This is a genomic window from Serratia sp. CY43202, from assembly GCF_052168755.1.
Lineage (GTDB): Bacteria > Pseudomonadota > Gammaproteobacteria > Enterobacterales > Enterobacteriaceae > Serratia > Serratia bockelmannii.
On the sequence record NZ_JBJNMB010000002.1, the window covers coordinates 23,792 to 50,358 of the forward strand.

The following is a 26,567-nucleotide window of genomic DNA, read 5'->3' on the forward strand; positions in this document are numbered from 1 at the left end:
CAATGCAGCAGTGTTTTGACGTCGATATTTCATCAATATATTGATATTTATTGGTTTTTTAAAATCTGCAATGTGGCATGCATCCTGCTTTTCTTTTTATAACCAAGCAAAGTTTTTCTATCGATAAATACTGAAAATAGTTATATAGGAAAGGCATAAATGACTGAGTCAGTGAAAGAGCGCATCAACGTTTTCTGGTTTCTGCCGACCCACGGCGACGGCCGCTATCTGGGCACGGCGCAGGGCGGGCGCCCGGTGGACCTGCCTTATTTGCAGCAGGTGGCGCTGGCTGCCGACAACCTCGGCTATTACGGCGTGCTGATCCCAACCGGTAAAAGCTGCGAGGATTCCTGGCTGGTGGCGGCGGCGCTGGCGCCGATCACCCGCCGGTTGCGCTACCTGGTGGCGGTGCGCCCCGGGCTGCAGCCGCCGAGCCTGGCGGCACGCATGGCGGCGACGCTGGATCGGCTGTCGGACGGACGCCTGCTGATCAACGTGGTGACCGGCGGCGATCCGGTGGAAAACAAAGGGGATGGCATCTTCCTCAGCCATGCCGAACGTTACGAAGTGACACAGGAATTTCTCACGGTGTATCAACGGCTGCTGCAAGGGGAGAAGGTGGATTTCAGCGGTAAGCATATTCGCGTCGAAGGCGCCGAATTGCTGTTCCCGCCGGTGCAGGAAAACGGCCCGCCGCTCTATTTCGGCGGCTCATCACCGGAAGCGATCGACATCGCCGCTGGGCAGATCGACACCTACCTGACCTGGGGCGAGCCGCTGGCTCAGGTGGCAGAAAAGCTGGCGGTGGTGCGCCAGCGCGCCGAGCGGCAGGGGCGTAAACTCAGCTATGGCATTCGCCTACACGTTATCGTGCGCGAAACTGAAGACGAAGCCTGGGCGGCGGCCGAGCGACTGATCGCGCATCTGGATGACGACACCATCGCGGCGGCGCAGCAGATTTTTGCGCGCATGGACTCCACCGGCCAGCGCCGCATGAGCGAGCTGCACGGCGGCTCGCGCGAGAGTCTGCGCATCGGCCCCAACCTGTGGGCCGGCGTCGGCCTGGTGCGCGGTGGCGCCGGCACCGCATTGGTGGGCAATCCGCAGCAGGTGGCGGCGCGCATACGCGAGTATCAGGCGCTGGGCATCGACAATTTCATCCTTTCCGGCTATCCGCATCTGGAAGAGGCTCACCGCTTCGCCGAGCTGGTGATGCCGCTGCTGCCGCTGGCGCAGTCGGCTCATCAGACGGCTCGCACGATCAATACCGGCCCGTTTGGCGAAACCATCGGCGGCGATCGTCGTCCCGGCCCGGCGCAGCGGGAGGGCTGATGGCGAAGCGTGCCCATATTATCGTTATCGGCGGCGGTTTCACCGGCGCGGCGCTGGCGATCCAGCTGGCGCGCGGAGCGGTGGATGTCACGGTGATCGAACCGCGCGCCGCGCCGGGCTATGGCGTGGCGTATTCGACCACCGAGCCGACCCACCGCATCAACGTCCCGGCCGATAGGATGCAGCTGGCGGATGAGCCCGCGGGGGATTTTGACCGCTGGTTCCGTCAGGGCGGCGGGCTGACGGCCGATCCGCAGGCGTTATGGCGCGACGGTAAGGCCTATCCGCAGCGCGGCGCCTTCGGCCGCTATGTCGAGGAACGTTTTCATCAGGCGGCGCAGTCGGGCCAGGCCCGCTTGCGGCACCTGCGCGATCGGGCGCAGTACCTGCAGCCGCAGGCGCAGGGCGCGTCTGTCATCACCGCCGGCGGCGAACGGCTGTGGGGCGATTATGTGGTGTTGGCGACCAGCCATCCGCCGCCCGCGCTGCCGCGGCAGATCGCCCCGGAACTGGCGCGCGACGCGCGGTTAATCGCCAATCCCTGGGCGGAGGGGGCGCTGGATGAGATTGAACCCGATGAATCGTTGGCGATCGTCGGCAGCGGGCTGACGATGGCCGATGCGGTGGCGGCGTTGCACCGCCGCGGGCATCGTGGGCCGATTACCGCGTTCTCTCGTCATGGCTTGTTGCCGCGTGCCAATGCCGAAGGGGAGTACCCGACGTGGTCGTTTACCCCGCCATCCGGACTGCGTGACGGGGTGCGGCAGGTGCGCCTTGAGGTGGCGCGCGCCGCTGGGCAACGGGTGCCGTGGCAGGCGGTGTTGGACGAGGTGCGCGCCCAGGGCCAGCGTCTGTGGCAAGCATTGACGCCGACCGAACAGCAGCGCTTTCTGCGGCATCTGCGCGCCTATTGGGACGTGCACCGCTATCGCATTGCACCGCAGGTGAGCACGTTGCTGGCGGAGCAACAGGCGGCGGGCACGCTGCAGGTATTGGCCGCTCGTTTGCGGCGGGCAGAACCCACGCCGCAGGGCGTGCGTTTGACGATTCTGCCGCGCCAGGGCGCAGAGCGGGCGCTGCAGGCGCAGCGGCTGCTGATCGCTACGGGTCCGGCCCATGCTGGCCTGATCGCCGCCAGCCCGTTGCTCAGCTCGCTGGCGGAGCAGGGGGCGCTGCGCGCCGATCCGCTGGGATTGGGGCTGTGGGTCAATGCCGACAGCCAGGCGATCGGCGGCGACGGCCTTGCCAACCCGCGCCTGCTGGTGGCCGGCCCGGCGGCGCGTGGCCGCTTCGGCGAACTGATGGGGCTGCCGCAGGTGGCGGAACACGCCCAAAGCGTCGCGCAATATCTGCTGGCGCGATGTCCGGCTGCAAACTGATCGTCCATTCCCGTTTTTAACACCCTAAGACCCCCCATCCGGCCCGGCTCCGCCCGTGGCCGGCAGATAATTGTGGAGCTCGCTATGTCATCGCAACGTGAAATTCGTCTTAACGCTTTTGATATGAACTGCGTCGGCCATCAGTCGCCGGGGCTGTGGGCGCACCCGCGCGACCGTTCCTGGCAGTATAAGGATCTCGAATATTGGACCGATCTGGCGCGCCTGCTGGAACGCGGCAAGTTCGATGGATTGTTTATCGCCGACGTGCTGGGGATTTACGACGTGCTTAACGGCAGCGGCGACGCGGCGATCCGCCAGGCGACGCAGGTGCCGGTTAACGATCCGCTGGCGCTGGTGACGCCGATGGCGCTGGTTACCGAACATCTCGGCTTCGGGTTGACCGCCTCGCTGTCATTTGAGCACCCTTATCCTTTCGCCCGCAGATTGTCGACGCTTGATCACCTGACTAAGGGGCGTATCGGTTGGAATATCGTCACTTCTTACCTGGAGAGCGGCGCGCGCAATATTGGCCACCGGGCGCAGACCGATCACGATGCGCGCTACGACTACGCCGATGAATACCTACAGGTGGTTTACAAGCTGCTGGAGGGCAGTTGGGAAGACGGCGCGATTTTGCGCGATCGTCAGCGGCGCATCTTCAGCGATCCGGCGAAAATTCATCCGATCAACCACAAAGGCGAGTTCTTCCAGGTGCCGGGCATTCACCTGAGCGAGCCTTCGCCGCAGCGCACGCCAGTGTTGTATCAGGCCGGCGCTTCCAGCCGTGGCAAGCAATTTGCCGCGGAGCACGCCGAATGCGTGTTTGTCGCCTCTCCTTCGAAAATCTTGCTGAAAAAAACCGTGGCCGATATCCGCCGCCGCGCCGCCGAGGCCGGGCGCGACCCGCGCAGCATCCTGATCTTCAACCTGCAGACGGTGATCGTCGGTGAAACTGACCGGCAGGCGCAGGAAAAATGGCGGGAATACAAATCCTATACCAGCTACGAAGGCGCGCTGGCGCTGGTGTCCGGCTGGACCGGCATCGATTTCGGTCAGTATCAGCCGGATCAGGTGCTGAAGCATCTGCACACCAATGCCATTCAGTCGGCGGTGGAAACTTTCTCCAGCGCCGATCCCAGCCGTGAATGGACCGTACAGGGCATCGCCGAATGGGTCGGCATCGGCGGTTTCGGCCCGCTGTTGGTGGGCGGCCCGCAAACCGTGGCCGACGAACTGCAGGCGTGGGTGGAGGAAACGGATGTTGACGGTTTCAATTTGGCCTACGCCGTTACCCATGAAACCTTCACCGACGTGGTGGAACTGCTTATCCCCGAGCTGCAAAAACGCGGAGTGTACAAGCGCGACTACACAGCGGGCACTCTGCGAGAAAAATTGTTCAATCAGGGGCCGCGCCTGGCAGAGCCGCACCCGGCGGTGGGCTACCGCTGGCCGGCCGGCGCGCTCTTGGCCGATGCACTGAGCGTCAAGTGAGGATGCGATGATAGAGATTGAAGGATTGCACAAGGCTTACCGTGCGCCGGACGGGCGACGGATTGAGGTGCTGAAGGGCGTTTCGCTGCAGGTGCCGGCCGGATCGATTACCGCCGTGGTCGGCCCCAGCGGGGCGGGCAAATCGACGCTGGCGAAATGCATCAGCCTGCTGGAGCGGCCGAGCAGCGGCAGTATCCGGGTGAACGGCCAGGACTTGTCGCGGCTTGCGGGCGAGGCGCTGCGCAGGGAGCGGCGGGCGATAGGCACGGTGTTCCAGTCTTCCGCGCTGCTGCAGCGTAAAACCGCCTGGCAGAATGTGGCGCTGCCGTTGACCTATCTGGGCGTGGTGCCGCGCGATATCGACAAGCGGGTAAAGAGCCTGCTGGCAGCGGTGGGGTTGGCGGACAAGGCGGCGTTTTACCCGGCTCAGCTGTCCGGCGGCCAGCGCCAAAGGGTCGGCATCGCCCGCGCGCTGGCGCTGAATCCGTCGGTGCTGCTGGCGGATGAGGCCACCTCCGGGCTGGATCCGGACGCCACCGGGGCCATTCTCAGCCTGCTTAAACAGCTGCGCGATCGGTATGGCCTGTCGATCATCCTGATCACCCACGAGATGGATGCGGTGCGCGACGCCGCCGACGCGGTGGCCGAGATCCGCGACGGCGTGATTGTGCAGCAAGGGCCGGTGCGCGAGCTGTTGGCGGCGCCCGATTCCTCGCTGGGCCGCCAGCTGTTCCCGCTGAAGACGCTGGCGTCCGACGCCGCGTTGCGGTTGCAGGTGACCTATTCCGCCCGTCAGCCGGCGGCCACCGACTGGATCAGCCGCATCAGCCGCCAACTCGACCTGCAGATCGATCTGCTGGGTGGCCACGTTGAAGTGGTGGGCGGCAGCCTGGCCGGGCGGTTAGAGATTGCGGTGCGTTTTGGCGGCGGTTCGCGTTCGGTCGCTGAACTGCAGGGCGAGCTGCGGCGGTTGGGCATTCTCGCCGAGGTGCTGGAACAGCCGGCGGCCTTGCAGGAGGCGGTATGAAAAATCTGTCTGACAGCGTGATGAGCCAGGACACACCCTGGCGCGAGATCCATCGGTTGATGCTGCCGGCTTACGGCGAAACCTGGCTGATGGTTGGCATCGTGATGCTGTTTGTGGTGGCGATCGGCGGCGCCGTCGGCGTGGTGTTGTTCAACACCTCATCGCGCGGCTTGTTTCCGCGTCCGGCGCTGAATCGCGCGCTGAGCTGGTTAGTGAACATGGGCCGTTCGCTGCCGTTTCTGGTGCTGATGGCGGCGATTATTCCGTTCACCTTCTGGTTGACCGGCACCACCATCGGCATTCCGGCGGCGGTGATCCCGATGATCGTCGCCGGCATTCCGTTCTTTGGCCGGCTGGTGGAGAACGCGCTGCGCGAACTGCCGCCGGAGGTGACGGCGGTGGGGCTGGTGTCCGGCGGTTCGATCTGGCAGATAGTCACCCGCGCGCAGCTCAGCGAGGCGCTGCCGGCGATCGTCGCCGCCATCACGCTGAACGTCATCTCGATGATCGAGTATTCGGCCATCGCCGGCACCATTGGCGCGGGCGGCATCGGCTATCTGGCGGTGGTGTACGGCTACCAGCGTTTCGACAATCACATCATGATCGCCACCATTGTGGTGCTGATCGCCACGATTCAACTGATTCAGTTTATTGGTGACCGCCTGGTCGCCGCGTTGCGTCATCATCAGGAAACCTTTTAATCATGCCTAATCACGATTTTGAGATAGTGAAGAAGAAACGCTGGCCGTGGCCGGTGGGTATCGCGGCGGTGGCAATTATCGCCGCCGCGGTTTGGCACTTCAGCGCCGGCCAGCAGCAGACGGTGCAGTTCGGCAGCACGTTGAAAGTGCACTTTGAGCCGGCGATGGCCGGAGAGCAGCGGGTGATCGAGTACGTCGGCGACCATATCGCGCCGGATTACGGCCTTAGGCTGGAGGCGGTTGGCCTGCAGGATCCGGTGCAGGCCGATCGTGCGGTGGCGCAGGGGCAGTACGCCGCCACGATCTACCAGCACCAATGGTGGCTAAAACAGGTGGTAGATGCCAATGGTTTTAAGCTGACCCCGACGCTGCCGGTGTTTCAGTGGGCGTTTGGCATTTATTCCGACCGCTATAGGTCGATCGCGGAGTTGCCGGACGGCGCGGAGATCGTGGTGCCCAACGACGGCGCCAATCAGGGGCAGGCGTTGTGGCTGCTGCAGCGCATTGGACTGATCGGGCTGGATCCGGCGATCGAGGCGCGCACCGCCAGGCTGAAAGACATTCGCGAGAACAAACGCCATTTTAACTTCAAGGAGCTGGATTTGCTGACCATGCCGCGCGCGCTGAATTCGGTCGATGCGGCCATTGGCTATGTGTCGCAGTTCGACGCCGGCAAGGTGCCGCGTGAGAAGGGCATCTTGTTCCCACCGGCGCCGAAAACCTTCGCCTCGCAGCTGGTGATTGGCACGCCCTATCTGCAGGACGAAAATATTCGCAAGCTGCAGCGGGCGTTTGCCGATCCCAGGTTGCAGGCGTGGCTGAAAAGCACCGACGACCCGCTGGTGAAAGGCGTGCTGGTGCCGGTCTCGGCAGAATAATCCCCGCCCGAAATGACCGTGATAAAGACCGGATTAACGCGCGTTAATCCGGCGTTTTTGTTACGCTGTAACCGTGTTTAATTTATTGATATTAATGATATTTATAGAAGAAATTGTTGTTTGTCGGCGTAATTTTTTCACCCTATAAACGAGGTGTCACCTGCCAATTACAACGAGGAAGCTATGAGTACCTTAAATATCGATACCGCGCCGCCGTTATCTGCGCCCATCGGCTCGGCCAGCGATGTGGCGCGTTTGATTAACCAGCGCAGCGAGAAAAATACCCATGCGCGCATGATCGTGCTGTTGGCGCTGGGCGGTGTTTTTCTCGATGCCTATGACCTGACCACGCTGTCTTACGGCATCGATGACGTGGTGCGTGAATTCAGCCTCAGCCCGCTGCTGACCGGGGTGGTAACTTCTTCGATCATGGTCGGGACCATTCTCGGCAACCTGGTCGGCGGCTGGTTGACCGACAAGTACGGCCGCTATCAGGTGTTTATGGCCGATATGCTGTTTTTTGTGGTTTCCGCCATCGCCGCCGGGCTGGCGCCCAACGTCTGGGTGCTGATCGGCGCGCGCTTTTTGATGGGTATCGGCGTCGGCATCGATTTGCCGGTGGCGATGGCCTATCTGGCCGAATTCTCCAAATTCACCGGCAAGGCCAACAAGGCGTCGCGCCTGGCGGCCTGGTGCCCGATGTGGTACGCCGCTTCGTCGGTGTGTTTTCTGATCATCTTTGCGCTCTATTTTCTGTTGCCGGCCGAATATGCGAACTGGCTGTGGCGCGCCTCGTTGATTTTCGGCGCCGTGCCGGCGCTGCTGATCATCATGGTGCGCAGCAAGTTTATGAACGAGTCGCCGCTGTGGGCCGCTAACCAGGGCGATCTGAAAGAGGCGGCGCGCATCCTGCGCGAGTCATACGGTATCGCCGCCCATGAGGCGGAACCTGACGCCGCCCAGCCGGCGGTGGCGCCGAAGGCCAGCTTCCGCGTGCTGTTCCGCAAGCCGTACCGCGAGCGCACGCTGGTCGCCAGCGTGATGAACGTTTGCATTTCCTTTGAATACACCGCCATCGCCTTCTTTCTGCCGTCGATTCTGGCGCAGTTTCTCGGCGCCGGGGTGTTTGAAACTATCTCCGCTTCGCTCGGGCTGAACGTGCTGTTCGCCTTTACCGGTGGCCTGCTCGGCATGCGTCTGGCATGGAAGTATCCGTCGCGCCAGGTGGCGATCGCCGGATTTGCGCTGCAGTTTATCGCGCTGATTGCCCTGGCGTTGATCGGACATCCGCAGGCGGCGTTCGGCGTTGGGCTGGCGATCCTGATGTTGGGCCTATGGCTGTTCGCCGAAGGATTCGGCCCCGGCGCGCAGATGATGATTTATCCGGCGCTCTCTTACCCGACGGCGATCCGCGCCACCGGCGTCGGTTTCGGCCGTTCGCTGTCCGGTATCGGCAGCGCGCTGGCGCTGTTTATTCTGCCGATTTTGCAGGCGCGCTTCGGCACCGACATGTTTTGGATTGTTTCACTGGCGGCAGCGATCCCCATCGTCTTCCTGCTGATCATTCGCTTTGAACCGACGGCGCACGATATCGACGATCTGGCCGATCGCGCTTAACCACAGAGGACACTGACATGACGCAACACCTGTTATCCACCGGAGCAGACTACGCACAGCTGGCCGCGCGTTTTCGGCCGATCTTCGCCGAAATCGCCGCCGGGGCGGTGGAGCGAGAGCTGTCGCGCACGCTGCCGCATGAACCGATCCGTTGGCTGAAAGAGGCGGGGTTCGGCAGGGTGCGCCTCCCGCGTGAAAAGGGCGGCGACGGCGCTTCGTTGCCGCAGCTGTTCGAACTGCTGGCCGAACTGGCGGAGGCGGACTCTAACCTGCCGCAGGCGCTGCGGGCGCATTTCGCCTTCGTGGAAGATCGGCTGAACGCGCCGGACGGCCCGGAGCGCGATCGCTGGTTCGAACGCTTTCTCGACGGCGAGCTGGTCGGCAGCGGTTGGACCGAGATCGGCGGCGTGAAGCTGGGGCAGGTCAATACCCGGGTAACGCCGCAGGCTGACGGCTGGTCGCTCAACGGCGAGAAATTTTACAGCACCGGCAGTCTGTTTGCCGATTGGATCGACGTGTATGCCGAGCGCAGCGACAGCGGCGGCCCGGTGATCGCTTTGGTGAACGTCGCCCAGCCGGGCGTAGAGCGCGACGACGACTGGGACGGATTTGGCCAACGCACTACCGGCAGCGGCACCACGCGTTTTATTGATGCGCAGGTCGAGCAGGCGCACGTCTATGACTTTGCCGAGCGCTTCCGCTACCAAACTGCGTTCTATCAGCATGTGTTGCTGGCGACGCTGGCGGGGATCGGTCGCGCGGTGCTGCGAGACGTCGGCGAGGGCGTGAGGCAACGTAAAAGGATCTATAGCCACGGCAACGCCGGTTGGGTGAAGGACGACGTGCAGATCCAGCAGGTGGTGGGGCAAATCAGCGCCTGGGCCTATGCGGTTGAGGCGACGGTGCTAAAAGCGACTTCCTCGCTGCAGCAGGCTTATGAGGCGCATCGTTCCGGCGATGAAGCGCTGCTGCAGGCGCTTAACGTGACGGCGGAACTGGACGCCGCCAGGGCGCAGGTCATCGCCGGGGAGTGGGTGCAGCGCGCCGCCGGTGAATTGTTCAATGCGCTCGGCGCTTCAGATACCCGTACCGGCAAGGCGTTGGATCGCCACTGGCGCAATGCGCGCACGCTCTCTTCACATAATCCGGTGATCTACAAGGCGCGCAATATCGGTGACTGGGAAATTAACCGCCATACGCCGACCTTTATCTGGCAAATCGGCAGTGGCGGTTGAGGCCGTGGCTATTCCGTCCAAACCTGCGTGCTACGCGGGCTGTCCATCTGATAATCCGAGTAGGGGCGGGTGAAGAACTCGCGCCCCAACTCGCGGGCGGCCTGCAGCGGGTTGCGCGGATCGCGGGCGATCTCACCGCGCTGGTTGCCGGCGCCGTGCACCAGCCCGACGAAGGCGGAATGGGTGTAACGGCTGAACTCCTGGATCTGATGCACGATGCCCAGCGCCGCGCCAGGATAAGTTTCTTCCGACGCCACCGCCAGCCCGATGCGTTTGCCGCTCATGCGTTGGTGCACCTGTTCCGCCTGAGGGTAGGCGTTGGAATAGAAGCTGAACGAGCGATCGAAAAAGGCCTTGGTTTGCGCCGACATGCCGTACCAGTAAATCGGCGTGCAAAATACCGCGCCGTCGGCCGGCAGGAAGTGCTCCAGGAACAGCTCGGCGTAGCGATCGCCCGGCGGCGGCGTATGGCGTTCATCGCTCAGAAAACCGCTCAGGTAATCATCGAGAAAATGCAGGCTGGCGACGGTGCCGGCTTCGGCGGCGCCCACCAGGATCGCCTGCGCCAGCGTGGCGCTGTTGCCGTCACGGCGCGGGCTGCCGACCAGCACAACCAGACGTTTGGATTGATGAGTTGTATTCATGTCATGTTCCTCGGTATGAAGTGAATTCAACCCTACTTTAGAAACAAGTGACGGCAGGCGACAAATGACGGCTTTTCTGCCAGGATGAATTCAACTCACCTAGAGGGATTTCGCCATGTTCGCCACGCTGCCCGTCAACGCATTACGCACCTTTGAATCCGCCGCTCGCCTGCGCAGCTTCAAGCTGGCGGCGGCCGAGCTGGCGGTGACGCCGACGGCGATCTCGCACCAGATCAAAGCGCTGGAGCAGCAGTTGGGGTTTGCGCTGTTCGAGCGAGTGCCGCGCGGCGTGCGGCTGACGGCGAAGGGAGAAACGCTGTTCGCCGGGGTGCACGGCGCGCTGCTGGACGTCGCCGCCACGCTCGAAGGCCTGCGGCCGCAGCCCAGCAGCGGCTCGCTATGCGTCTCGGTGACGCACTCGTTCGCGGCGCTGTGGTTGGTGCCGCGCCTGGGGCGTTTCTACCAGGCGTACCCGCACTATCTGGTGCGCCTGGAGGCCTGCGCCGAGGTGATCGATCTGCAGCAGGACGCCAGCGTGGATGTGGCGGTGCGTTACAGTCGCGCACACTATCCCTCGCTGCATCAGACGGCGCGGCTGGAGGAGAGCTTTGGCGTTTACGCCGCGCCGGGGCTGGCTGCCGCCGAACCGGAAAATCCGGTGCTGATCACCGTGAAGTGGGGGGATTCTGCGCTGTACGACAGCGGTTGGCATGACTGGTGCCGGGCCGCCGGCGTGGACTGGTGGCAGCGCCATGCGGCGATGCGCAGCTATCACGAGGAACATTACGCCCTGCAGGCGGCGGTGGCCGGGCAGGGGTTGGTGCTCGCCAGCTCGGTGATGGTGTCCGAGATGGTGGACAACGGTCTGCTGGTGGCGTACCGGCCGGAGGTGCGTGTTCCGGGTGCCGCGTACAGCGTGTTGTGCGCGCCGGGACGCGAGCGGCACCCGCCGGTCAGGGCGTTTCTCGCCTGGCTGCAGCAGGAACTGCCGCAAGGCAATGGCACGAAATAAAAGTTTTACCGTCCTAAGCTGTGGGAATATCAGCGAACTTTTGTTTTTACTTCACTGCGAGAACCTATCATGAGCCAGCCAAGAACCTCCGATTACCCGATTGACGCGCAATTTATCGAGCGCTGGTCGCCGCGCGCGATGACCAACGACGCCATCGACGATCAAACGCTGCTGAGCTTCTTTGAAGCGGCGCGCTGGTCGCCTTCGGCCTACAACATTCAGCCGTGGCGCTTTGCCTACAGCAAGCACGGCTCCGACAGTTGGGAGAACTACCTGGAGTTCCTGATCGACTTCAACCGCGGCTGGGCGCAGCACGCCTCGGCGCTGGTGGTGATCGTCTCCAAAACCACCAGCCTGAACGGCGAGCGGCTGGTGGACAACCCGACCCACGCGTTCGACACCGGCGCCGCCTGGGCCAACCTGGCGCATCAGGCGCACCTGAAAGGCTGGCTGACCCACTGCATGAGCGGCATTCACCACGACAAGATCAAAGCGGCGTTGCAGCTGCCGGACGACTATGCGGTGCACGCCATGGTGGCGATCGGCAAACCGGGCGACAAAGCCCGCCTGCCGGATTTCCTGCAGGAAAAAGAGGCGCCGTCGGGCCGCCTGCCGCTGGGCAAGACCGTCAGCGAAGGGCTGAATTTCACGCTGTGATTGCCCGCGTTCTCGCCGAGGCCCGCTTTGCGGGCCTTTTTTATGCGGCGAGTAAAACTTTGGGAGTATGTTCGCGTTCGCTTATTCGCTGTATATTTTGTTATATAGCGATTGCGTAATGAGGAGGAACCCGTGGGAGATCATTTTGGCAAAGGGTTGTTGGCGGGGTTAAAGGCGGAGAACCTGAAGCCGGAGGCGGAGCTGTCGCGCTTTTGCTCCGACTACAAGCGCGGCTTCGTGCTCGGCTATGCGCACCATTTAGCGCAGCGCTGTGGCGACGAGAACCGGGCGGCGTTCGAAGCCGGTCAGCTGAGCCGTGCCTATGGCCTTGGCAGTGAGCCGATGTGCGAGTTCTTTTCCGGCGGCGACAGCCGGCTGGCGGAGAAGTTTTTCCGCGCCGGCTATAACCGACCGGCGCAGGGGTAGCGCAGACGAGCCGTCAGGCGGCGCTCAGCACCGCCACCATATACACGCACGGTTGGTCGCTCTGGTTTTCAAAGCGGCAGTCCGCCGGTGGGCCGAGCTCCAGACAGTCGCCTTCGGCCATTTCATGGCGCGCCTCACCCTCAAGAAAGACCAGCTCGCCGGATAAAACCCAGATCAGCTGACGTTTGAACGCGTACACCGAAGCCGGCATCGGGATCGCCGCGCCGGCCGGCAGTTCGATGCGCACCAGATCGAGCGGCAGATCGGTGCGCGGCGACACGTGGCGCCGCACGTAGCCGCTCTCAGGATCGACCCAGACCGGTTGATCTTCCCGGCGCAGCAGCCGGCCTTCCTGCGTTTCCGCCCGGGCGATCAGCTTGGACATGCTGAGGCCGAACGCCCCCGCCAGTCTGCCCAACAGCATCGCCGTCGGGCTGCTCTCGCCGCGCTCGATCTTATGAACCATCGCCCGTGAGACGCCCGCCCGTTCGGCCAGATCGGACAGCGACCAGTGGCGCGCCTCGCGTTCAATGCGAATGCGCGCGCCGATCAGCTGATTTAGATTGTCTAATTTAATATTCATATCGTAGTATTATAATGGACAATTGGCCGGGGTAAACCATGATTATACGAAATGCGACGCTTAACGATAGCGCGGCGATTGCCGCCATCTATAACGACGCGGTGTTGAACAGCACCGCCATCTGGAATGAACAAACGGTGGATGCGGCCAATCGCGCGGCGTGGATCGGCGAACGGCAGGCGGCGGGCTACCCGGTGCTGGTGGCGGTGAACGGCGCGGACGAGGCGATCGGCTACGCGTCGTTCGGTGACTGGCGCGCCTGGGACGGCTATCGCCATACCGTAGAACACTCGGTGTATGTCCATCAGGCGCATCGCGGTGAAGGGATTGGCAAAGCGCTGTTGATCGCCCTGATCGCACGGGCGCGGGAGATCGGCAAGCACGTGATGGTGGCCGGCATCGAATCCGGCAATCAGGCCTCCATTCAGCTGCACCTGGCGCTCGGGTTCCGCGAGGTGGGGCGCATGGAGCAGGTGGGTGCCAAATTTGGCCAATGGCTGGATCTGACTTTCCTGCAGCTGACGCTCGACGAGCGGGCGGAGCCGCCGGCGCGCTGATCCCGGGAGGCAGGGCGATGAATATGCTATTGCTGCTGATCGCGGCGGGAATGGGGCTGGTGGTGCAGAATCTGCTGATGGTGCGCATTACCGAAAGCGTCTCGACCATCCTTATCACGCTGGTGATCAACTCCAGCGTCGGTTTGCTGCTGCTGGTGGGGTTGCTGCTGGCCAAAAACGGCCTCGGCGCGGTGGCGGAAGTGACCGGCGCCGCCAGGTGGTGGATGCTGCTGCCGGGGCTGTTGGGATCGCTGTTCGTGTTCGCCGGTATCCTGGGCTACCAAAAACTGGGGGCGGCGGCCATCATCTCGATCCTGGTCGCCAGCCAGCTGTGCATGGGGCTGCTGGTGGACGTCTACCGCGCCGGCCCGGCGGCGCTGCGCGAGAATCTGCCGGCGCTGTTCGGCGCCTTGCTGCTGGTGGCGGGCGCCTATCTGGTGGCGAAACGCAGCTTTTGAGGGAACGGTTTGCCGCCGCCGGGATAGTTTCTGCGTCTTGAACTATGCCGCATGTTATCGGGGGAAATTATTCCCCCGATAACAATCTAGTAAACATAGTCATATTTTATTTCTGCAACGTGGTTGTAGACGTTATCCCGGTTTTTCTTCACGTCTTTAATTAAAATTGAAATGTTTTGCTGAGCATTAATGCATCTTCCAAACTTATCCCAGCTTTTACAGGTGGTCGTGGTCGTTTCTGTGGTGAAGGACTTCATCACTTCTTTGCTGGTTAACTCTCTATCGTCGTTATCATAAGTAAAATCTCCGGTGGTTGTACCTGATAGTGTTCTTGTTAAACGGTTTTTAGCGTCATAACTATAGGCGGTGTTGCCACTGTCATTGCCCAGCGTACTAACGCGTTTTGCCTCGGACAGCCTCCCGGCGTCATCGGCTAAAAATGTTGTTACCGCCTTGCTTGACTGGTGCTTTTGCTTGATGAGCAGGTCGGATGCCTCTTCCGATCGGACGATTCGGCCACCGTCACCGGTGAGCACGGTGCCGCTGATTTCTTGCGCCATCAGCTCATGGCGGGCATTGCCATTCTCAATCATAGACATGTTAAATGTTGAGCTGTAATCCCAGTTGTTATGGTTTTTATCAAGCGTGCTGCTGAACTGGATCACTAAAATACTCTTGTTAATTTGTGACCTGACGGTTTTTTTAGCGCGTGAATGCAGCAGGGTACCGCAGTCATCAAATTCTACCTGGGAATCAGCCGAGATATAGTCATCCTTGCTGGTTATACGCATGCTGATTTTTTTAGGCGTTTTCTTAGCTGACCACTCTTGAGCCAAGATGGCATTGTTAAAGGCGTTGTTGGCTGATGTTTTTTCAGAGCAGAGGTTTTCATTTGCATATACATTGCATGAATAAATAATCGGCAAACAGAACAACATTGATTTTTTCAAAGTGAACACTCCATGTCATAGCACATTGATGTTGTATGATTATATCTACGTATTGCCATATATCGCAACTTTTGCCAGCCTGGGCAACAGGCCATCCGTTTTTGCAAAGATAACGGAAAACAGGCCAGAGCGTTCATGAATCGGTACCTGTCGTTACGTTACACAATATATACTATGGTATTGTAATTTTAGAGCATGTACTATTATCGTAACTATACGACTGTAGTGATGGATATTTATGCTATGCTAACATCTGACCCACGTTATCAACTTCTAGCAGTATATAGTGCACAACATCTCCGTGCTGTTGCTGGCAGAGTCATTGCTCGTGCTGAGCTGACACCTCTGAATTTTTCTACGCTGCTCTGGCGCTCAATGTGGCAATCACCAATTCCACCTCTTTTACACCCTGAATCAGGTCACGAATTTTTACAGGAAAACGGCTGCCCCTATCCACGACCTTATGGCCTTGAGTCGTGGATCACGACCAACAATAAAGGTATTCTTGATTTCCAGTCTGCTAATAAGATTATTTATTTGGCTGGTTTTATTGAAAAAGACTGGGGTCTTAGCAGGCAAATGCCAATATGGAGAAAACACGCAACGAGTCGGATCAATGGCTATGCATATAATATTGTTCAGATGTTTATGTATGATGGGCTTTCGGATGCTTATCCAACTGAATACTATGTTACGTTCGACTACGATCTTTTGAGTGACGAGTTGAAAAACACAAGGCTTAATCGCTGGGTGTCTACATACCAAAAAAATCGAAAGATCCCTTTGTCGTTGCATCAATGGAAATTACTCGGATATCTAATGCGAGATCAATATTTCTATGGCAAATTACGCTTGAGACAGTTAAAGGGTTATGTACATCTTTAACGGTGGAGGCTACACCGGGTAATTCATATTTAAGCTATTTTCACCCCGTCAGACAAAAGCGAGTTCATCCGTTTATTGGCTATATTTGAATGCTCAAAGGATATAGTATTAAAGGGGGGGGGTATGTGCTATGCGATAAATTTACTCTGTAAAACCTAAGGGTATAGGCGTGGAGCAAGAAGATGAAATATAATACCACTCAGTCGCCGTAGAATTTCTCGGCCAAAACCGTGCGAATAGAGACTGTAATTTAAATTGTGTATCTGCCTGTTTTTGATATGTTCATTCCCACAACGGAGACAGGCAAATTATGGATGAAAATAAACTCAAAGTGCTGGCTGCTGAACTGGCCAAAGGCCTTAAAACCGAAGCCGACCTAAACCAGTTTTTCCGGATGCTGACAAAGCTTACCGTCGAAACGGCGCTCAATGCAGAAGTGAGCGAGCACCTCGGACACGAGAAAAACGCGCCCAAAAAGCTCAAAGACCCGCAATGGCTACTCGTTAAAACGCTGCTGAGTGATGATGGCGAGAGCGAGCTGAGCACCCCGCGTGACCGTGAAAATACCTTTGAACCTCAGTTACCAGACGCGTATTACGCAGATGGACATCCAGATTTGGTCCCTCTACGCCAAAGGCACGACCTCCCGCGAAATCGTCGCCACGTTCAAGGAAATGTACGATACGGACGTGTCTCCCACGCTGATATCTAAAGTCACCGATGCAGTTAAAGAACAGGTGACAAAGTGGTAAAGTAGGCCTCTTGATGTACTGTATCCCATTGTTTATCTTGACTGTATCGTGGCGAGGGTTCGTCAGGCTGGCAGCGTGATTAACAAAGCCGTATTCCTCGCTCTGGGCATTAATACAGAAGGTGATCTTGACCCGCTATCTCCAGACAGCTTTTGTATCTTGAGTTAACAATGCCCGCAGGCGTCGGTATTCTCCCGGGGAGTGATATCCCAGTGCGAAACGAGGGTTTCCTCACCCAAGCTGGTGAATTTCATTCTGACCAGTGGAACAGTCGGCACCATGTTGACCTTTGTGGTCACCGGGCCATTTGTGGCGCACTTAGGCGTACATGCGGTGCTGGTTATGGCGGATGTGCTGTATTTTTTGGTCTTTATTCTCTGCTTTGCCCTGGGGTTCTGCACTCGACACCACTTGCACGGCGGCAACGCCGAAAATATCTGACTCGCGCCGTGCCGAATAGCAAAAAGCCCGCTCGGGTTTCCCTGAGCGGGCTTCTCTAAATATGGCTCCTCTGACTGGACTCGAACCAGTGACATACGGATTAACAGTCCGCCGTTCTACCGACTGAACTACAGAGGAATCGTTTGAACGGGGCGAATAATAGCGGGGCGGTTGCGGCTTGTAAAGCGTGAAGACGTCCGATGCGTTCGTTTGCTGCAAGATTGCCCAACCTGCTGCTTTTTCTCGCTTTTGTCGCTTATCCCGCGCGCAGCGTCGCCGGGTTTCCCGTTGTTTGGCGCATTTGCCTGCCGATGGTGCAACGGTTGCCCTGCGCGGTGGCGCGCGCCGCCCGGCGAACGGCCATTTACCGCCTTGTACCCCGCTTCCACGGCCGTTTACCGACTCTGGCCTGGATCTTGCTGTGATTGCATGACCGGATTTCGGCATTCTCAATTTAGCGGCTCGCTGGAGGCACTATGAATTTCAGACGTCTGAAGTACTTCGTGAAAATCGTCGATATCGGCAGCCTGACTCAGGCGGCGGAGGTGTTGCACATCGCCCAGCCGGCGCTCAGCCAGCAGCTGGCGACGCTGGAAGGAGAGCTGAAGCAACAGCTGCTGATCCGCACCAAGCGCGGGGTGCAGCCGACCGAGGCCGGCAACATTCTGTATGCCCACGCGCAGACCATTCTGCGCCAGTGCGAGCAGGCGCAGAGCGCGGTTAACAGCGCCGGACAGGCGATGAGCGGCCAGGTGTCGCTCGGGCTGGCGTCAGGCAGCACCGCGGCGCAGCTGGCGCTGCCGTTGCTGCAGACTCTGCGCGATCAGCAGCCGGGTATCCTGCTCAGCCTGCATGAAAACGGCGGCACGACGCTCACCGGACAGGTGGCTAACCAGACGCTGGACATGGCGATGGTCTACGGCGCCAAAATGCCCGCTGGGCTGCACGCCATCGCGTTGATGCGGGAAGATCTCTATCTGGTGGCGACGCGCGCGGTGCCGCATCCCGGCAACAGCGTCGAGCTGCTGGACGTGGCGCGGCTGAACCTGTTCCTGCCGCGCGAGGGCGATGCGGTGCGCAACCAGCTGGAGGAGGCGATGGCGCTGCGCAAGCTGGCTGCCAACGTGGTGGGGGAGATCGAATCCTCGGGTGCGTTGAGCGCCGCGATCGCCAGCGGGCTGGGGGCGACCGTGCTGCCGGAATCGGTGGCGCGCGCGATGATCGGCCCGGCCAAGGCCTGGATGGCACGCATCAATGCGCCGACAATGTCGGTGCCGCTGGCGCTGTGCATGTCGGGCCAACAGGCACTGTCCGCCCCGGCGCTGCTGGTCAAAGATCTGCTGCTGTCGATCGCCGGCGGCCGCAGCCAGGAAAAACGCGCACTGGCGCTGGTGCGTTGAGGAAAAAACGGCCCGCCGCAGCGGGCCTGAGCACCGTTACCGGAACGGCGGTTCGTTGAAGGTGCGCAGCTTGCGCGAGTGCAGACGATCGCCCTCAGCGCGCAGCAGATCGATGGCGCAGATGCCAATCTGCAGGTGCTCGGAGATCGCCCCTTCGTAGAAGCGGTTGGCCTGGCCCGGCAGTTTTATTTCACCGTGCAGCGGTTTGTCGGAGACGCACAGCAGCGTGCCGTACGGCACCCGGAAGCGGTAACCCTGAGCGGCGATGGTGGAGCTCTCCATGTCGACCGCCACCGCGCGGCTGAGGTTGAAGCGCCGCGCCGAAGCGGAGTAACGCAGCTCCCAGTTGCGATCGTCGGTGGTGACCACCGTGCCGGTGCGCAAACGCTGTTTGACCTCTTCACCGGGCATGCCGCTGACCATCTTGGTGGCGTCGTACAGGGCGCGCTGCACCTCGGCGATGCTCGGGATCGGGATATCCGGCGGCAGCACCGCATCCAGTACGTGATCGTCGCGCAGATAGGCGTGGGCCAGCACGTAATCGCCGATCTTCTGGCTTTCGCGCAGGCCGCCGCAGTGGCCGATCATCAGCCAGGCGCTCGGGCGCAGCACCGCCAGATGATCGCAAATGGTTTTGGCGTTGGACGGGCCGACGCCGATGTTGATCAGCGTGATGCCCTGGCCGGTGCGCGAGATCAGGTGATAGGCCGGCATCTGGTGGTTTTTCCACGCCAGATCGGACACCGCCTGTTCGGGCGCGCTGGTTTCCGGCGTGATGTAGGTGCCGCCGGCGCTGGAGAGCGCGATGTACGGGCTGGCCGGATCGGCGATCTGCGCGCAGGCCCAGCGCACGAACTCGTCCACATAGCGGGTGTAGTTGGTGAACAGCACGAACGGCTGGAAATGCTCCACCGGGGTGCCGGTGTAGTGCCGCAGACGCGCCAGCGAGAAATCCGCGCGCAGCGCATCGAAATGCGACAGCGGGAAATGGTTGTCGGTGGTGTGATACAGACCGTCGGCGGTCTCGTCACCGATCTGCGCCAGCTCGGTGGTGGGGAAATGCTGCGCGATACCGGCGCTCATTGAGCGATCGAGCGCCAGGCTGGACCCGTCGATCACATAAGGGAACGGGATCTCCTGCTGCGACGGCGCCACTTCAATATGGGCGGCGTAGTCGTGTTCCAGCATCGCCAGCTGTTCGGCCAGATAGTGGCGGAACAGCTGCGGCCGGGTCACGGTGGTGCTGTAGCTGCCGGGATGGGTAAAGCGGCCGAAGGCGCGGGTTTTGTTCGGGCCGGACTGCTGCCCGTCCCAGCTGACGCGCAGCTCGGGATACACGAACAGCCCGGCGGTGCGCGCCTGCGGGTCCGGCAGGGTGCCGTGGCTGATAAAGTCACTGACCGCCTGCCGCAGCGCGTCTACCGCGGCGTCATACAGGGCTTCCAGTTGATCGAGTGCCTGATCGGCGCTGAGGCCGCTGCGAGGTGGGGCATAGCTCATACTTTCTCCTTCGATGTCCCGGCTCTGGGGCGGGATTGGCGGCATTTCACCGTCACAGGTTAGCCGAAGCAGGGCGTAAAAGCTTGGTCGAAATGACGGGCACGGCAAAGAAATTACCGCGCCCGTGAAGGCGGGGGGATCAGGAGGCGGGAGCGGCCGCTTCGACCTTCAGCGATACCAGGCCGATGCCCAGCTTCTTCGGCGTGAAGCCGCCGCTGGCGCTCTCTTTCGGCTCGGTCGGTGCCGGCGGGGTAATGCTGATCTTCTGCGCGCCGCGCGGGTTGTCGAAGCGCAGGGTGACGGTGCTGTCCTGCTCGCCGAGCGACACGAAGCGCTCTTCGTCGCCGACGCGCACCGAAATTGGTTCGCCGACGTTGTTGCCGTAGGCGCGGGCGCGCAGCACCAGATCAAAGGTCTTCGGCAGCGGGTCGACGTAATCGATGTCGACCGCCGGCGCCAGGTTGGCGTCGGACCAGCGGCCCCACTCCTCGACGGCGGAAACGCCGGTAATGGCCTTCACCTGCTCCGGCAGGCCGGGCAGCATGAACTCGATGGCGTCCGCCCGGTATTTCACCGCCGCATCGTCCACCTGCAGGCGAGCGACGGCGTTTTGGTAATCGGCGACGCTGTCCGTCGCCGGGCCGGTGAAGTTCACCTTGCCGTTGAAGCGTTCGCCTCTGGCCTGCGCGATCTGCGGCGGCGAGGCCAGGGTGCCGGAGGCCACGCAGATGTCGGTGCTCAGCGCCAGCTGCGGCGCCCAGACCCGGCCGATCTCGTAGCATTTATCGACCCAGACGAATTTCTCCCCCGCGCCCAGCCCGGCCAGCTGTTTGCGCAGCGGGGTGGAGAGGTAGACGTTGAACATCGGTTCGATGCGGTTGTCGCCCACCCGCAGGATGAACGGCACCTTGTAAGTGACGCCGGAGAAGCTGAAGCTGCGTTGGCGCGTGTCCACGCTGTAGTCGCTGATGCGGTTCGGCAGGCCCCACTGGTTGATCACCGCCGGTTTCCAGCCGTTAATTTTCTCTTCGATATTCAGGAACACCGTAGACAGCGACGGCGCCGACAGGCTGCTGCGGCCGAGGCCGATGTAGTTGTCGCCGCCCATCACGTCCAGCACCGTGGCGCCGTTGTCCAGCGTGCTGCGCTTCTCGTTGCGCTGCTCCGCCTGCGGCCGGGTGCCGTCGATGATGAAGAACAGGTTGCGGCGCTTCTGTTTGGTCAGGATGTCGTAGGCGGTGTTGTTCATCGCCAGATGATCGGAGGAGACCACGATCACGGTGTTGCTGAAATAGGGCGAGCGTTTGATTTTGTCGATCAGCGCGGCGATGTGTTGCTGGCTGCAGGCCACCGCGCTCAGCGAGCGGTTTTCCTTGTTCTGCCAGGCGTAGCTTTTCTTGCTGCAGCCGGCGGAGATAAAGCCGTCCGGGTGATGGGTATCGACGGTCAGGGTAAACAGCGAGAACGGTTGGCGCTGTTTGGACAGCTCGACGAACTTGCCGTACACCACGTCCAGCACGCTGTCGTCGTACCAGCCCCAGTCGTTTTTGTAGCTCGGATCGGCGACCTGTTCGCGCAGCTCTTTGAAGCCGTAAACGTGGTCGAAGCCGTGGGATTTCAGGAAGGTGTCTTTACCGGCGAACGCCAGCTCGGCGCCCTGATAGAAATAGTTGCTGTAGCCGGCGGCCTTCAGCACGTCGCCCAGGCAGACGTTCTCCGGGTAGAAGGTGGAGACCGCGCTGGAGGCGTTGCCGTCGAAGGGCGCGAACAGCGGAATGCCGCACTGTGAGGCGACCATGCCGGCGATGGTGTAACCGGTGCCCGGCAGCTGTTGGGTGTTGCTGAAATCGATGCTGTCCGCGCGCAGGGCGTTCAGCTCGTCGGCCAGGCCGGGAAACAGCTCGGTATCGAAGTAGGTGCGCTCCAGGCTCTCGGCATAGATGTACACCAGGTTCGGCCGCTTGCCCTGCACGGTCTTTTTCGGCGCCTTGTAGTAGGTGGTGAAATCGGCGGTATCGCCGACGATCTGGCTCTTGACCAGCAGCGAGATGTCCTGAAACGCCGGGGTGGTGCCGACCGAAAACAGCGCCAGCAGCACGGCGACGATGCTGTAGGCCACGCTGCTGCCTTTGGCCTTGCGGCGCAGCAGGCTGCGGGCCAGAACCGCGAAGATAAGCCCCAACGCCGCCAGCAGGCCGATAAACGGCAGCACGTATTTGCTGATGCCCGCGCCTTTGAGGCTGCTGGTGACGGTGTAAATTACCGCGTCGGTGATGCCGTCACCGGTAAAGTAGTTGCTGGCGATCAGGATGACGTTCAGCACCAGATAGCTGCCGAGCAGCGTCAGCAAAATGGCGAACCACCAGCGGTTGGCGGCGGCCCGGGTGCGATAAATCAAGATCGACGCCAAAAAGAGAACAAACGAAACGACTGCTAAAACCATCCGCCAAACCCTGTCTGATTGGAAAAAAACGTTGCTGCCCTGGTCTGCGCCGCCGAGCGTGCCGCGGCGCGAAAAGTGAAGGGTATAGCCTATTGCCGGCGGCGGAACAACGCGCGATCTCCCGCTACGGCCGACGAACGGCGGCTATTGTACATTTTTATGACAATAGTGTGACGTTAATCACACGGGCGGCGGCCTCGGCGGCGAAAGCTTGCTGGTCGGAGGTTTCGCTCTACGCTTAATGAGCGCCACGACGGTGCGCCCATCAGCCATTCAGGAGGAAGTATGCAGAAGATTCCCGCCGCGGTACTCGACGATCTGGCCCCGCAAGGCGTGTTGCGCGCGGCGATCAACTACGGCAATCCGGTGCTGGCGCAGGCCGGGGCCGGCGGTAAACCGCAAGGCGCTTCGGTGGAGCTGGCCGCCGCGCTGGCCCAGGAGCTGGGCGTGGCGCTCGAGCTGGTCACCTATGATGCGGCGGGCAAGGTGTTCGCCGACCTGGACAGCGGCGCCTGGAACCTGGCGTTTATGGCCATCGAGCCGGTGCGCGCGGCGCAGATCGCCTTTAGCGAACCCTACGTGATCATCGAGGGAACCTATCTGGTGGCGAACGACGCGCCTTACTTTGAGGTGGCGCAGCTCGACAGGCCGGAGGTGCGCATCGCGGTCGGCCAGGGGGCGGCGTACGATCTGTTTTTATCGCGCACGCTGCAGCAGGCGCAGCTGGTGCGGGCGGCAACCTCCGCCGAGGCGATCGCGCTGTTTTTCGAACGGGGGCTGGAGGCGGCGGCCGGCGTGCGTCAACCGCTGCTGGCCGCCGCGGCCGCTCATCCCGGCTACCGGGTGCTGGACGGGCATTTCACCGCCATCCGCCAGGCGATGGCGGTGCCGCGGCAAAAAACGCAGGGCGCCGCCTACGTGAACGCGTTTATCGAGCGCTGCAAAGCCAACGGGCTGGTGAAGGCGGCCTTGCAGCGCAGCGGCCAGGGCGAGGTGACGGTGGCGCCGCCGGCCGCCTCGGCGTGATCAGTCGAGCTCCACCGCGTACTGTTCCACCGGGGTGATTTTCTTGATCAGTTTGTTGTCGAACAGGAACTGTTCGTAAGCCTGGTAGCGCGCGCGATCCAACTTGGCCGGATCGCGCGCGAACAGCGGCAGGCTGGCTTGCCACGCCTGTTTGTTCAACTCGGTATTCAGCTCCGGGTGCGCTTTGGCGAACGCCAGCCAGGTGTCCTGCGGGTGCGCATGCAGGTAGTCGCTGCCTTGCTTCAGCGCGGCGAGGAATTTGCGGATTTTCGGCTCGTTCACCGCATCGCGGTTGGCGACGATGATCAGCTCGTCATAGGCCGGCACGCCGTAATCTTCGACGTTGAACACCACCGGCGTCTTGCCCTGCAGCTTCAGCTCCAGCGCTTCGATGTTGCGGTAGCCGCCGATCACCGCATCGACCTGGCCCGCCAGCAGGGCGCTGGTCAGCTGAAAGTTGACGTTGATAAGCTTGATGTCCTGCGGCTTGAGGTGTTCGTGTTCGACCATGGTGGCCAGCGTCGCCTGCTCGATGCCGCTGACCGAGTAACCCACCGTTTTGCCCTTGAGATCCTCCGGCGACGTGATGTTTTTATCCAGCGCGATCACCGTATTCAGCGGCGTGTTGATCAGCGTGCCGACGCGCATCAGCGGCAGGCCCTGATCGGCGAAGAAATGCAGCTGCGGCTGATAGGTGATGGCGAGGTCGGCCTGTTTGGCGGCCACCAGCCGCGGCGGCAGCGCCGGATCGGACGGCGGCACGATCTTGACGTCCAGCCCTGCGGCCTTGAAGGCGCCGATCTGCTCGGCCACCATAATCGGCGCGTGATCGGGGTTGATGTACCAGTCGAGCACCAGCGTCAGCTTTTCGGCCGCGCCGGCCTGGCCGGTGATGGCTGCGCCCAGCAGCAGCCCGCAGAGGGTTTGTTTGATCATGGTCGTTCCTTTATCCCTGGTTATGGTTGCAATCATCAGTCGTTTTCCGGCGCCCAGGCGATCAGACGCCGCAGCAGCGCATCCACCGCGGCCCACAGCAGCACGGTCATCAGCACCAAAATAAACAGCGCGGCGAAGCAGACGTCGGTCTGCATGCGCGCGTTGGCGTTCAGCATCACGTAGCCCAGACCTTCGGCCGAGCCGACCCATTCGCCGATGATGGCGCCGATCGGCGCGACGGCGGCGGCCATGCGCAGGCCGGAGACGAAGGCCGGCAGCGCCGCCATCAGCCGCACGTGCCGCAGCTGCGCCCAGCGCGAAGCGCGCATCGTGCGCGCCAGATCGAGATAGTCGTTGTTGACCCGGCGCAGCCCGTCGAAAAAGGCCGACACCACCGGGAAGAAAATCACCAGCACCGCCATCGCCACCTTGGCGCTCATGCCGAAGCCGAACCACAGCACCAGCAGCGGCGCCAGGGCGAACACCGGTATCGCCTGGCTGGTGAGCACCAGCGGCATCAGCCAGCGCTGCAGCCGCGGCGAGAAGATCATGCACAGCGCCAGCGCCGCGCCGAGCATCACGCCCAGCACCAGCCCGCTGACGATCTCCGAAGCCGTGACCAGCGTGTGCCAGGCGAGATAGCCGCGCCCGTCCCACAGCGCCTGCGCCACCGCGCTCGGCGTGGGCAGCAGAAAGGCCGGAATGCCGCTTTGCGCCGCCAGCCACCACAGCAGCAGCAGCCCGGCAAACACCGTCAGCCCACGCCGCAGGCGGGTAAGCCCACGCTCTTTGGCAATCTTCATTGCGCGGCCCTCACCAGCTGTTGCAGCAGCTCGGCCTGGCTTTTCAGCAGGTCGGCGTCATCCGGCGCGCGCGGCGGTTGCCCGCTGATACGGTGGGTATCGTCGAGGCTCAGCGGCCAGGGCGACAGCACCAGCAGCCGGTGGCTCAGGCGGCAGGCCTCCATCGGATCGTGGGTGATCAGCAGCACAGTGTTTTGCGCCAGCAGTTCGGCGGCCAGGCTTTGGATCTCGGCGCGGGTAATGGCGTCCAATGCGGAGAAGGGTTCGTCCATCAGCACGATCGGCTGGCGTTCGTAGAGCGTGCGGGCGATGGCGGCGCGCTGGCGCATGCCGCCGGACAGCGCGGCGGGCAGGCTGCGGCCATGCGCGGCCAGGCCTACGCGCTCCAGCAGATGCGCCACCCACGCCCGGTCCGGCGTTTCGCCACGCAGCCGCGAGCCGAGGGCGACGTTCTCCTCGACGGTCAGCCACGGGTAGAGCAGGTCTTTTTGCCCCATGTAGGCGATGCGCCCGGCGATCGGCAAACCGTCGCTGCCAGTCACCGTGCCCGAACTGGCCTGCGCCAGGCCGGCGATGATCTTCAGCAGGCTGGTTTTGCCGGCGCCGCTGGCGCCGAGCAGGGCGACGAAGCTGCCGCCGGCGATGTCGAAGCTCAGCCGGTCGAAGACGATTTGCTGACCGAAACGCAGGCTGAGATCCCGCACCTGGATGCCGGGCGGGAGAAGCGGGGAGGTCATGAAGCGTTCAGCCCCATCTGCCAAAATGCCGATTCCAACTGGGTGGCGGTGGTGAAAATCTGCGCCAGCTCGGTGAGGCGGCTTTGCGCGCCGCGCTGGTGGCCGACGGTCTCGAGCAGCTCGATGGCGGCACGCACGCCGGCCAGATAGCCCTCGTCGCCGTAGTTGCGGATCCAGGAGGCGTAAGGATTGCCCTCCATCCTGGTGGCGGGATCGTGCAGCAGCCGCAGGCCGATTTCGGCATAGCCGGCCACGCAGGGCAGCAGGCTGGCCAGCAGATCGAGGGCGTCGCCGGCATGGCCGATATCCAGCACGTAACGGGTGTAGTTCATGGTCTCCGCCGCTTCCGGCTGGGCGGCGATCTGCGCTTCGCTCAACCCCCATTCGGCGCAGTAGGCCACGTGCAGCGGCAGTTCGGCGACGATGCCGTTGAGCGAGGCGGTGGCGGCGCGCATCTCCGGCAGGGTGCGCAGCTTGCTGACCAGCAGCGCGTAGGCGCGGGCGAAGTGCAGCAGGAACAGATAGTCCTGCGTCAGGTAGCGGCGAAAAGCGCGTTCAGGCAAGGTGCCGGCGGCCAGCTGCTGCAGAAACGGGTGATCGACGTAATCTTGCCAGTGGCTGCCGGCATGGTGGCGCAGCCGGCCGTAAAGACCGCTTTCGAACAGGGTAGTGATGGACATGGGACCTCCTTGAGTCA

General features: G+C 61.7%; 26 protein-coding genes, 1 tRNA gene and 2 pseudogenes. 19 read left to right on the top strand and 10 right to left on the bottom strand.

Translation table 11 applies throughout. The annotated features are described in order from the left end of the window. Nucleotides 1-159: 159 nt before the first annotated feature. The 8 genes from ssuD (at nucleotide 160) to ACJ8J5_RS02105 (ending at nucleotide 9,660) form a co-directional block, all read left to right on the top strand. Nucleotides 160-1,332, top strand: a complete 1,173-nt coding sequence (gene ssuD / locus ACJ8J5_RS02070) for an FMNH2-dependent alkanesulfonate monooxygenase (RefSeq protein ID WP_049203566.1) — start codon at nucleotides 160-162, stop codon at nucleotides 1,330-1,332. Continuing rightward, nucleotides 1,332-2,711 (top strand): FAD/NAD(P)-binding protein, encoded by a 1,380-nt coding sequence (locus tag ACJ8J5_RS02075; RefSeq protein WP_060447880.1) that lies wholly within the window; start codon nucleotides 1,332-1,334, stop codon nucleotides 2,709-2,711. Before ssuD ends, ACJ8J5_RS02075 begins: the two co-directional genes overlap by 1 nt. A gap of 84 nt (nucleotides 2,712-2,795) precedes the next feature. Further along, entirely contained in the window at nucleotides 2,796-4,202 is a 1,407-nt protein-coding gene (locus ACJ8J5_RS02080; protein WP_197769083.1) for an LLM class flavin-dependent oxidoreductase, read from the top strand. 7 nt (nucleotides 4,203-4,209) lie between these two features. After that, nucleotides 4,210-5,229 carry a methionine ABC transporter ATP-binding protein gene (locus tag ACJ8J5_RS02085; RefSeq protein WP_043143177.1) on the top strand — a complete coding sequence of 340 codons (1,020 nt, stop codon included), beginning with the start codon at nucleotides 4,210-4,212 and terminating at the stop codon, nucleotides 5,227-5,229. Continuing rightward, nucleotides 5,226-5,930 carry a methionine ABC transporter permease gene (locus tag ACJ8J5_RS02090; protein WP_016927110.1) on the top strand — a complete coding sequence of 235 codons (705 nt, stop codon included), beginning with the start codon at nucleotides 5,226-5,228 and terminating at the stop codon, nucleotides 5,928-5,930. Before ACJ8J5_RS02085 ends, ACJ8J5_RS02090 begins: the two co-directional genes overlap by 4 nt. Before the next feature lie 2 nt (nucleotides 5,931-5,932). Next, entirely contained in the window at nucleotides 5,933-6,808 is an 876-nt protein-coding gene (locus ACJ8J5_RS02095; RefSeq protein ID WP_049203558.1) for a MetQ/NlpA family ABC transporter substrate-binding protein, read from the top strand. Between the two features lie 183 nt (nucleotides 6,809-6,991). Continuing rightward, nucleotides 6,992-8,425 carry an MFS transporter gene (locus ACJ8J5_RS02100; RefSeq protein WP_173890104.1) on the top strand — a complete coding sequence of 478 codons (1,434 nt, stop codon included), beginning with the start codon at nucleotides 6,992-6,994 and terminating at the stop codon, nucleotides 8,423-8,425. A gap of 17 nt (nucleotides 8,426-8,442) precedes the next feature. After that, entirely contained in the window at nucleotides 8,443-9,660 is a 1,218-nt protein-coding gene (locus ACJ8J5_RS02105; protein ID WP_197781629.1) for an acyl-CoA dehydrogenase family protein, read from the top strand. Nucleotides 9,661-9,668: 8 nt separating this feature from the next. On the opposite strand, the gene ACJ8J5_RS02110 is transcribed toward ACJ8J5_RS02105, so the two are convergent. Continuing rightward, nucleotides 9,669-10,304 carry a flavodoxin family protein gene (locus tag ACJ8J5_RS02110; protein ID WP_049203554.1) on the bottom strand — a complete coding sequence of 212 codons (636 nt, stop codon included), beginning with the start codon at nucleotides 10,302-10,304 and terminating at the stop codon, nucleotides 9,669-9,671. 115 nt (nucleotides 10,305-10,419) lie between these two features. On the opposite strand from ACJ8J5_RS02110, the gene ACJ8J5_RS02115 reads away from it, so the two are divergent. The 3 genes from ACJ8J5_RS02115 to ACJ8J5_RS02125 all read left to right on the top strand — a co-directional run bounded on the left by ACJ8J5_RS02115 (nucleotide 10,420) and on the right by ACJ8J5_RS02125 (nucleotide 12,399). Next, nucleotides 10,420-11,316, top strand: a complete 897-nt coding sequence (locus tag ACJ8J5_RS02115) for a LysR substrate-binding domain-containing protein (protein ID WP_049203552.1) — start codon at nucleotides 10,420-10,422, stop codon at nucleotides 11,314-11,316. A 69-nt stretch (nucleotides 11,317-11,385) separates the two neighbouring features. After that, nucleotides 11,386-11,973, top strand: coding sequence for a nitroreductase family protein (locus ACJ8J5_RS02120; RefSeq protein WP_043143183.1), 588 nt, complete (start codon nucleotides 11,386-11,388; stop codon nucleotides 11,971-11,973). Between the two features lie 132 nt (nucleotides 11,974-12,105). Beyond that, the gene (locus ACJ8J5_RS02125; RefSeq protein WP_049207145.1) at nucleotides 12,106-12,399 is read left to right on the top strand and encodes a DUF2623 family protein; all 294 of its coding nucleotides are present in this window, start codon (nucleotides 12,106-12,108) and stop codon (nucleotides 12,397-12,399) included. A 13-nt stretch (nucleotides 12,400-12,412) separates the two neighbouring features. Here the strand turns inward: ACJ8J5_RS02125 and ACJ8J5_RS02130 are convergent, their stop codons facing one another. Next, entirely contained in the window at nucleotides 12,413-12,982 is a 570-nt protein-coding gene (locus ACJ8J5_RS02130; protein WP_025303413.1) for a helix-turn-helix domain-containing protein, read from the bottom strand. A gap of 38 nt (nucleotides 12,983-13,020) precedes the next feature. On the opposite strand from ACJ8J5_RS02130, the gene ACJ8J5_RS02135 reads away from it, so the two are divergent. Beyond that, entirely contained in the window at nucleotides 13,021-13,539 is a 519-nt protein-coding gene (locus ACJ8J5_RS02135) for a GNAT family N-acetyltransferase (RefSeq protein ID WP_060433500.1), read from the top strand. Between the two features lie 17 nt (nucleotides 13,540-13,556). After that, nucleotides 13,557-13,997: a DMT family transporter gene (locus ACJ8J5_RS02140; RefSeq protein ID WP_414104373.1), complete on the top strand. Its 441-nt coding sequence runs from the start codon at nucleotides 13,557-13,559 to the stop codon at nucleotides 13,995-13,997. Between the two features lie 86 nt (nucleotides 13,998-14,083). Here the strand turns inward: ACJ8J5_RS02140 and ACJ8J5_RS02145 are convergent, their stop codons facing one another. Continuing rightward, complete coding sequence (locus ACJ8J5_RS02145) at nucleotides 14,084-14,947, bottom strand: hypothetical protein (protein WP_230201396.1); 864 nt, start codon at nucleotides 14,945-14,947, stop codon at nucleotides 14,084-14,086. A 243-nt stretch (nucleotides 14,948-15,190) separates the two neighbouring features. Here ACJ8J5_RS02145 and ACJ8J5_RS02150 point away from each other — a divergent pair, with 243 nt between their 5' ends. The 3 genes and pseudogenes from ACJ8J5_RS02150 to ACJ8J5_RS02160 form a co-directional block, all read left to right on the top strand. After that, entirely contained in the window at nucleotides 15,191-15,832 is a 642-nt protein-coding gene (locus tag ACJ8J5_RS02150) for a hypothetical protein (protein WP_234721491.1), read from the top strand. A gap of 394 nt (nucleotides 15,833-16,226) precedes the next feature. After that, nucleotides 16,227-16,752, top strand: a pseudogene (locus tag ACJ8J5_RS02155) (transposase). A 51-nt stretch (nucleotides 16,753-16,803) separates the two neighbouring features. Continuing rightward, a pseudogene (locus ACJ8J5_RS02160) lies at nucleotides 16,804-17,025 on the top strand (MFS transporter TsgA); the annotation flags it as partial. 62 nt (nucleotides 17,026-17,087) lie between these two features. Here the strand turns inward: ACJ8J5_RS02160 and ACJ8J5_RS02165 are convergent. Next, nucleotides 17,088-17,163 (bottom strand) — tRNA-Asn (locus ACJ8J5_RS02165). A 62-nt stretch (nucleotides 17,164-17,225) separates the two neighbouring features. On the opposite strand from ACJ8J5_RS02165, the gene ACJ8J5_RS02170 reads away from it, so the two are divergent. Both ACJ8J5_RS02170 and nac read left to right on the top strand, forming a co-directional pair. After that, a complete protein-coding gene (locus tag ACJ8J5_RS02170; protein ID WP_311271741.1) occupies nucleotides 17,226-17,450 on the top strand; it encodes a hypothetical protein in 225 nt (74 codons plus the stop codon). A 51-nt stretch (nucleotides 17,451-17,501) separates the two neighbouring features. After that, nucleotides 17,502-18,425 (top strand): nitrogen assimilation transcriptional regulator NAC, encoded by a 924-nt coding sequence (nac, locus tag ACJ8J5_RS02175; protein WP_043139985.1) that lies wholly within the window; start codon nucleotides 17,502-17,504, stop codon nucleotides 18,423-18,425. Between the two features lie 36 nt (nucleotides 18,426-18,461). Here nac and ACJ8J5_RS02180 read toward each other — a convergent pair whose 3' ends face one another. Together ACJ8J5_RS02180 and opgB are read right to left on the bottom strand one after the other, a co-directional pair. Continuing rightward, the gene (locus ACJ8J5_RS02180; protein WP_060433496.1) at nucleotides 18,462-19,925 is read right to left on the bottom strand and encodes an AMP nucleosidase; all 1,464 of its coding nucleotides are present in this window, start codon (nucleotides 19,923-19,925) and stop codon (nucleotides 18,462-18,464) included. Between the two features lie 139 nt (nucleotides 19,926-20,064). Further along, complete coding sequence (gene opgB, locus ACJ8J5_RS02185) at nucleotides 20,065-22,368, bottom strand: phosphatidylglycerol--membrane-oligosaccharide glycerophosphotransferase (protein ID WP_414104374.1); 2,304 nt, start codon at nucleotides 22,366-22,368, stop codon at nucleotides 20,065-20,067. 285 nt (nucleotides 22,369-22,653) lie between these two features. Here opgB and ACJ8J5_RS02190 point away from each other — a divergent pair, with 285 nt between their 5' ends. Further along, nucleotides 22,654-23,394, top strand: a complete 741-nt coding sequence (locus tag ACJ8J5_RS02190; protein WP_197781618.1) for a transporter substrate-binding domain-containing protein — start codon at nucleotides 22,654-22,656, stop codon at nucleotides 23,392-23,394. Here ACJ8J5_RS02190 and ACJ8J5_RS02195 read toward each other — a convergent pair whose 3' ends face one another. From ACJ8J5_RS02195 to tenA, 4 genes are read right to left on the bottom strand one after another with little or no spacing between them, the layout of a single operon-like run. After that, nucleotides 23,395-24,330, bottom strand: coding sequence for an ABC transporter substrate-binding protein (locus tag ACJ8J5_RS02195; RefSeq protein WP_308370059.1), 936 nt, complete (start codon nucleotides 24,328-24,330; stop codon nucleotides 23,395-23,397). It abuts the gene before it with no gap. A gap of 35 nt (nucleotides 24,331-24,365) precedes the next feature. Further along, the gene (locus tag ACJ8J5_RS02200) at nucleotides 24,366-25,133 is read right to left on the bottom strand and encodes an ABC transporter permease (RefSeq protein ID WP_414104375.1); all 768 of its coding nucleotides are present in this window, start codon (nucleotides 25,131-25,133) and stop codon (nucleotides 24,366-24,368) included. Further along, nucleotides 25,130-25,870: an ABC transporter ATP-binding protein gene (locus tag ACJ8J5_RS02205; protein ID WP_414104376.1), complete on the bottom strand. Its 741-nt coding sequence runs from the start codon at nucleotides 25,868-25,870 to the stop codon at nucleotides 25,130-25,132. Before ACJ8J5_RS02205 ends, ACJ8J5_RS02200 begins: the two co-directional genes overlap by 4 nt. Then, a complete protein-coding gene (tenA, locus tag ACJ8J5_RS02210; protein WP_414104377.1) occupies nucleotides 25,867-26,550 on the bottom strand; it encodes a thiaminase II in 684 nt (227 codons plus the stop codon). The genes ACJ8J5_RS02205 and tenA overlap by 4 nt, the downstream gene beginning before the upstream one ends. Nucleotides 26,551-26,567 lie beyond the last annotated feature (17 nt).

Bases quoted from the DNA above. Each gene is read 5' to 3' on its own strand.
- ACJ8J5_RS02080 (WP_197769083.1), top strand. From the start codon at position 2,796: ATGTCATCGCAACGTGAAATTCGTCTTAACGCTTTTGATATGAACTGC.
- ACJ8J5_RS02090 (WP_016927110.1), top strand. From the start codon at position 5,226: ATGAAAAATCTGTCTGACAGCGTGATGAGCCAGGACACACCCTGGCGC.
- nac (WP_043139985.1), top strand. From the start codon at position 17,502: ATGAATTTCAGACGTCTGAAGTACTTCGTGAAAATCGTCGATATCGGC.
- opgB (WP_414104374.1), bottom strand. From the start codon at position 22,368: ATGGTTTTAGCAGTCGTTTCGTTTGTTCTCTTTTTGGCGTCGATCTTG.
- ACJ8J5_RS02170 (WP_311271741.1), top strand. From the start codon at position 17,226: ATGCGTTCGTTTGCTGCAAGATTGCCCAACCTGCTGCTTTTTCTCGCT.
- ACJ8J5_RS02130 (WP_025303413.1), bottom strand. From the start codon at position 12,982: ATGAATATTAAATTAGACAATCTAAATCAGCTGATCGGCGCGCGCATT.
- ACJ8J5_RS02110 (WP_049203554.1), bottom strand. From the start codon at position 10,304: ATGAATACAACTCATCAATCCAAACGTCTGGTTGTGCTGGTCGGCAGC.
- ACJ8J5_RS02135 (WP_060433500.1), top strand. From the start codon at position 13,021: ATGATTATACGAAATGCGACGCTTAACGATAGCGCGGCGATTGCCGCC.
- ACJ8J5_RS02150 (WP_234721491.1), top strand. From the start codon at position 15,191: ATGCTAACATCTGACCCACGTTATCAACTTCTAGCAGTATATAGTGCA.
- ACJ8J5_RS02180 (WP_060433496.1), bottom strand. From the start codon at position 19,925: ATGAGCTATGCCCCACCTCGCAGCGGCCTCAGCGCCGATCAGGCACTC.
- ACJ8J5_RS02140 (WP_414104373.1), top strand. From the start codon at position 13,557: ATGAATATGCTATTGCTGCTGATCGCGGCGGGAATGGGGCTGGTGGTG.
- ACJ8J5_RS02105 (WP_197781629.1), top strand. From the start codon at position 8,443: ATGACGCAACACCTGTTATCCACCGGAGCAGACTACGCACAGCTGGCC.
- ACJ8J5_RS02120 (WP_043143183.1), top strand. From the start codon at position 11,386: ATGAGCCAGCCAAGAACCTCCGATTACCCGATTGACGCGCAATTTATC.
- ACJ8J5_RS02100 (WP_173890104.1), top strand. From the start codon at position 6,992: ATGAGTACCTTAAATATCGATACCGCGCCGCCGTTATCTGCGCCCATC.
- ACJ8J5_RS02075 (WP_060447880.1), top strand. From the start codon at position 1,332: ATGGCGAAGCGTGCCCATATTATCGTTATCGGCGGCGGTTTCACCGGC.
- ACJ8J5_RS02095 (WP_049203558.1), top strand. From the start codon at position 5,933: ATGCCTAATCACGATTTTGAGATAGTGAAGAAGAAACGCTGGCCGTGG.
- ssuD (WP_049203566.1), top strand. From the start codon at position 160: ATGACTGAGTCAGTGAAAGAGCGCATCAACGTTTTCTGGTTTCTGCCG.
- ACJ8J5_RS02195 (WP_308370059.1), bottom strand. From the start codon at position 24,330: ATGATCAAACAAACCCTCTGCGGGCTGCTGCTGGGCGCAGCCATCACC.
- ACJ8J5_RS02205 (WP_414104376.1), bottom strand. From the start codon at position 25,870: ATGACCTCCCCGCTTCTCCCGCCCGGCATCCAGGTGCGGGATCTCAGC.
- ACJ8J5_RS02085 (WP_043143177.1), top strand. From the start codon at position 4,210: ATGATAGAGATTGAAGGATTGCACAAGGCTTACCGTGCGCCGGACGGG.
- ACJ8J5_RS02115 (WP_049203552.1), top strand. From the start codon at position 10,420: ATGTTCGCCACGCTGCCCGTCAACGCATTACGCACCTTTGAATCCGCC.
- tenA (WP_414104377.1), bottom strand. From the start codon at position 26,550: ATGTCCATCACTACCCTGTTCGAAAGCGGTCTTTACGGCCGGCTGCGC.
- ACJ8J5_RS02200 (WP_414104375.1), bottom strand. From the start codon at position 25,133: ATGAAGATTGCCAAAGAGCGTGGGCTTACCCGCCTGCGGCGTGGGCTG.
- ACJ8J5_RS02190 (WP_197781618.1), top strand. From the start codon at position 22,654: ATGCAGAAGATTCCCGCCGCGGTACTCGACGATCTGGCCCCGCAAGGC.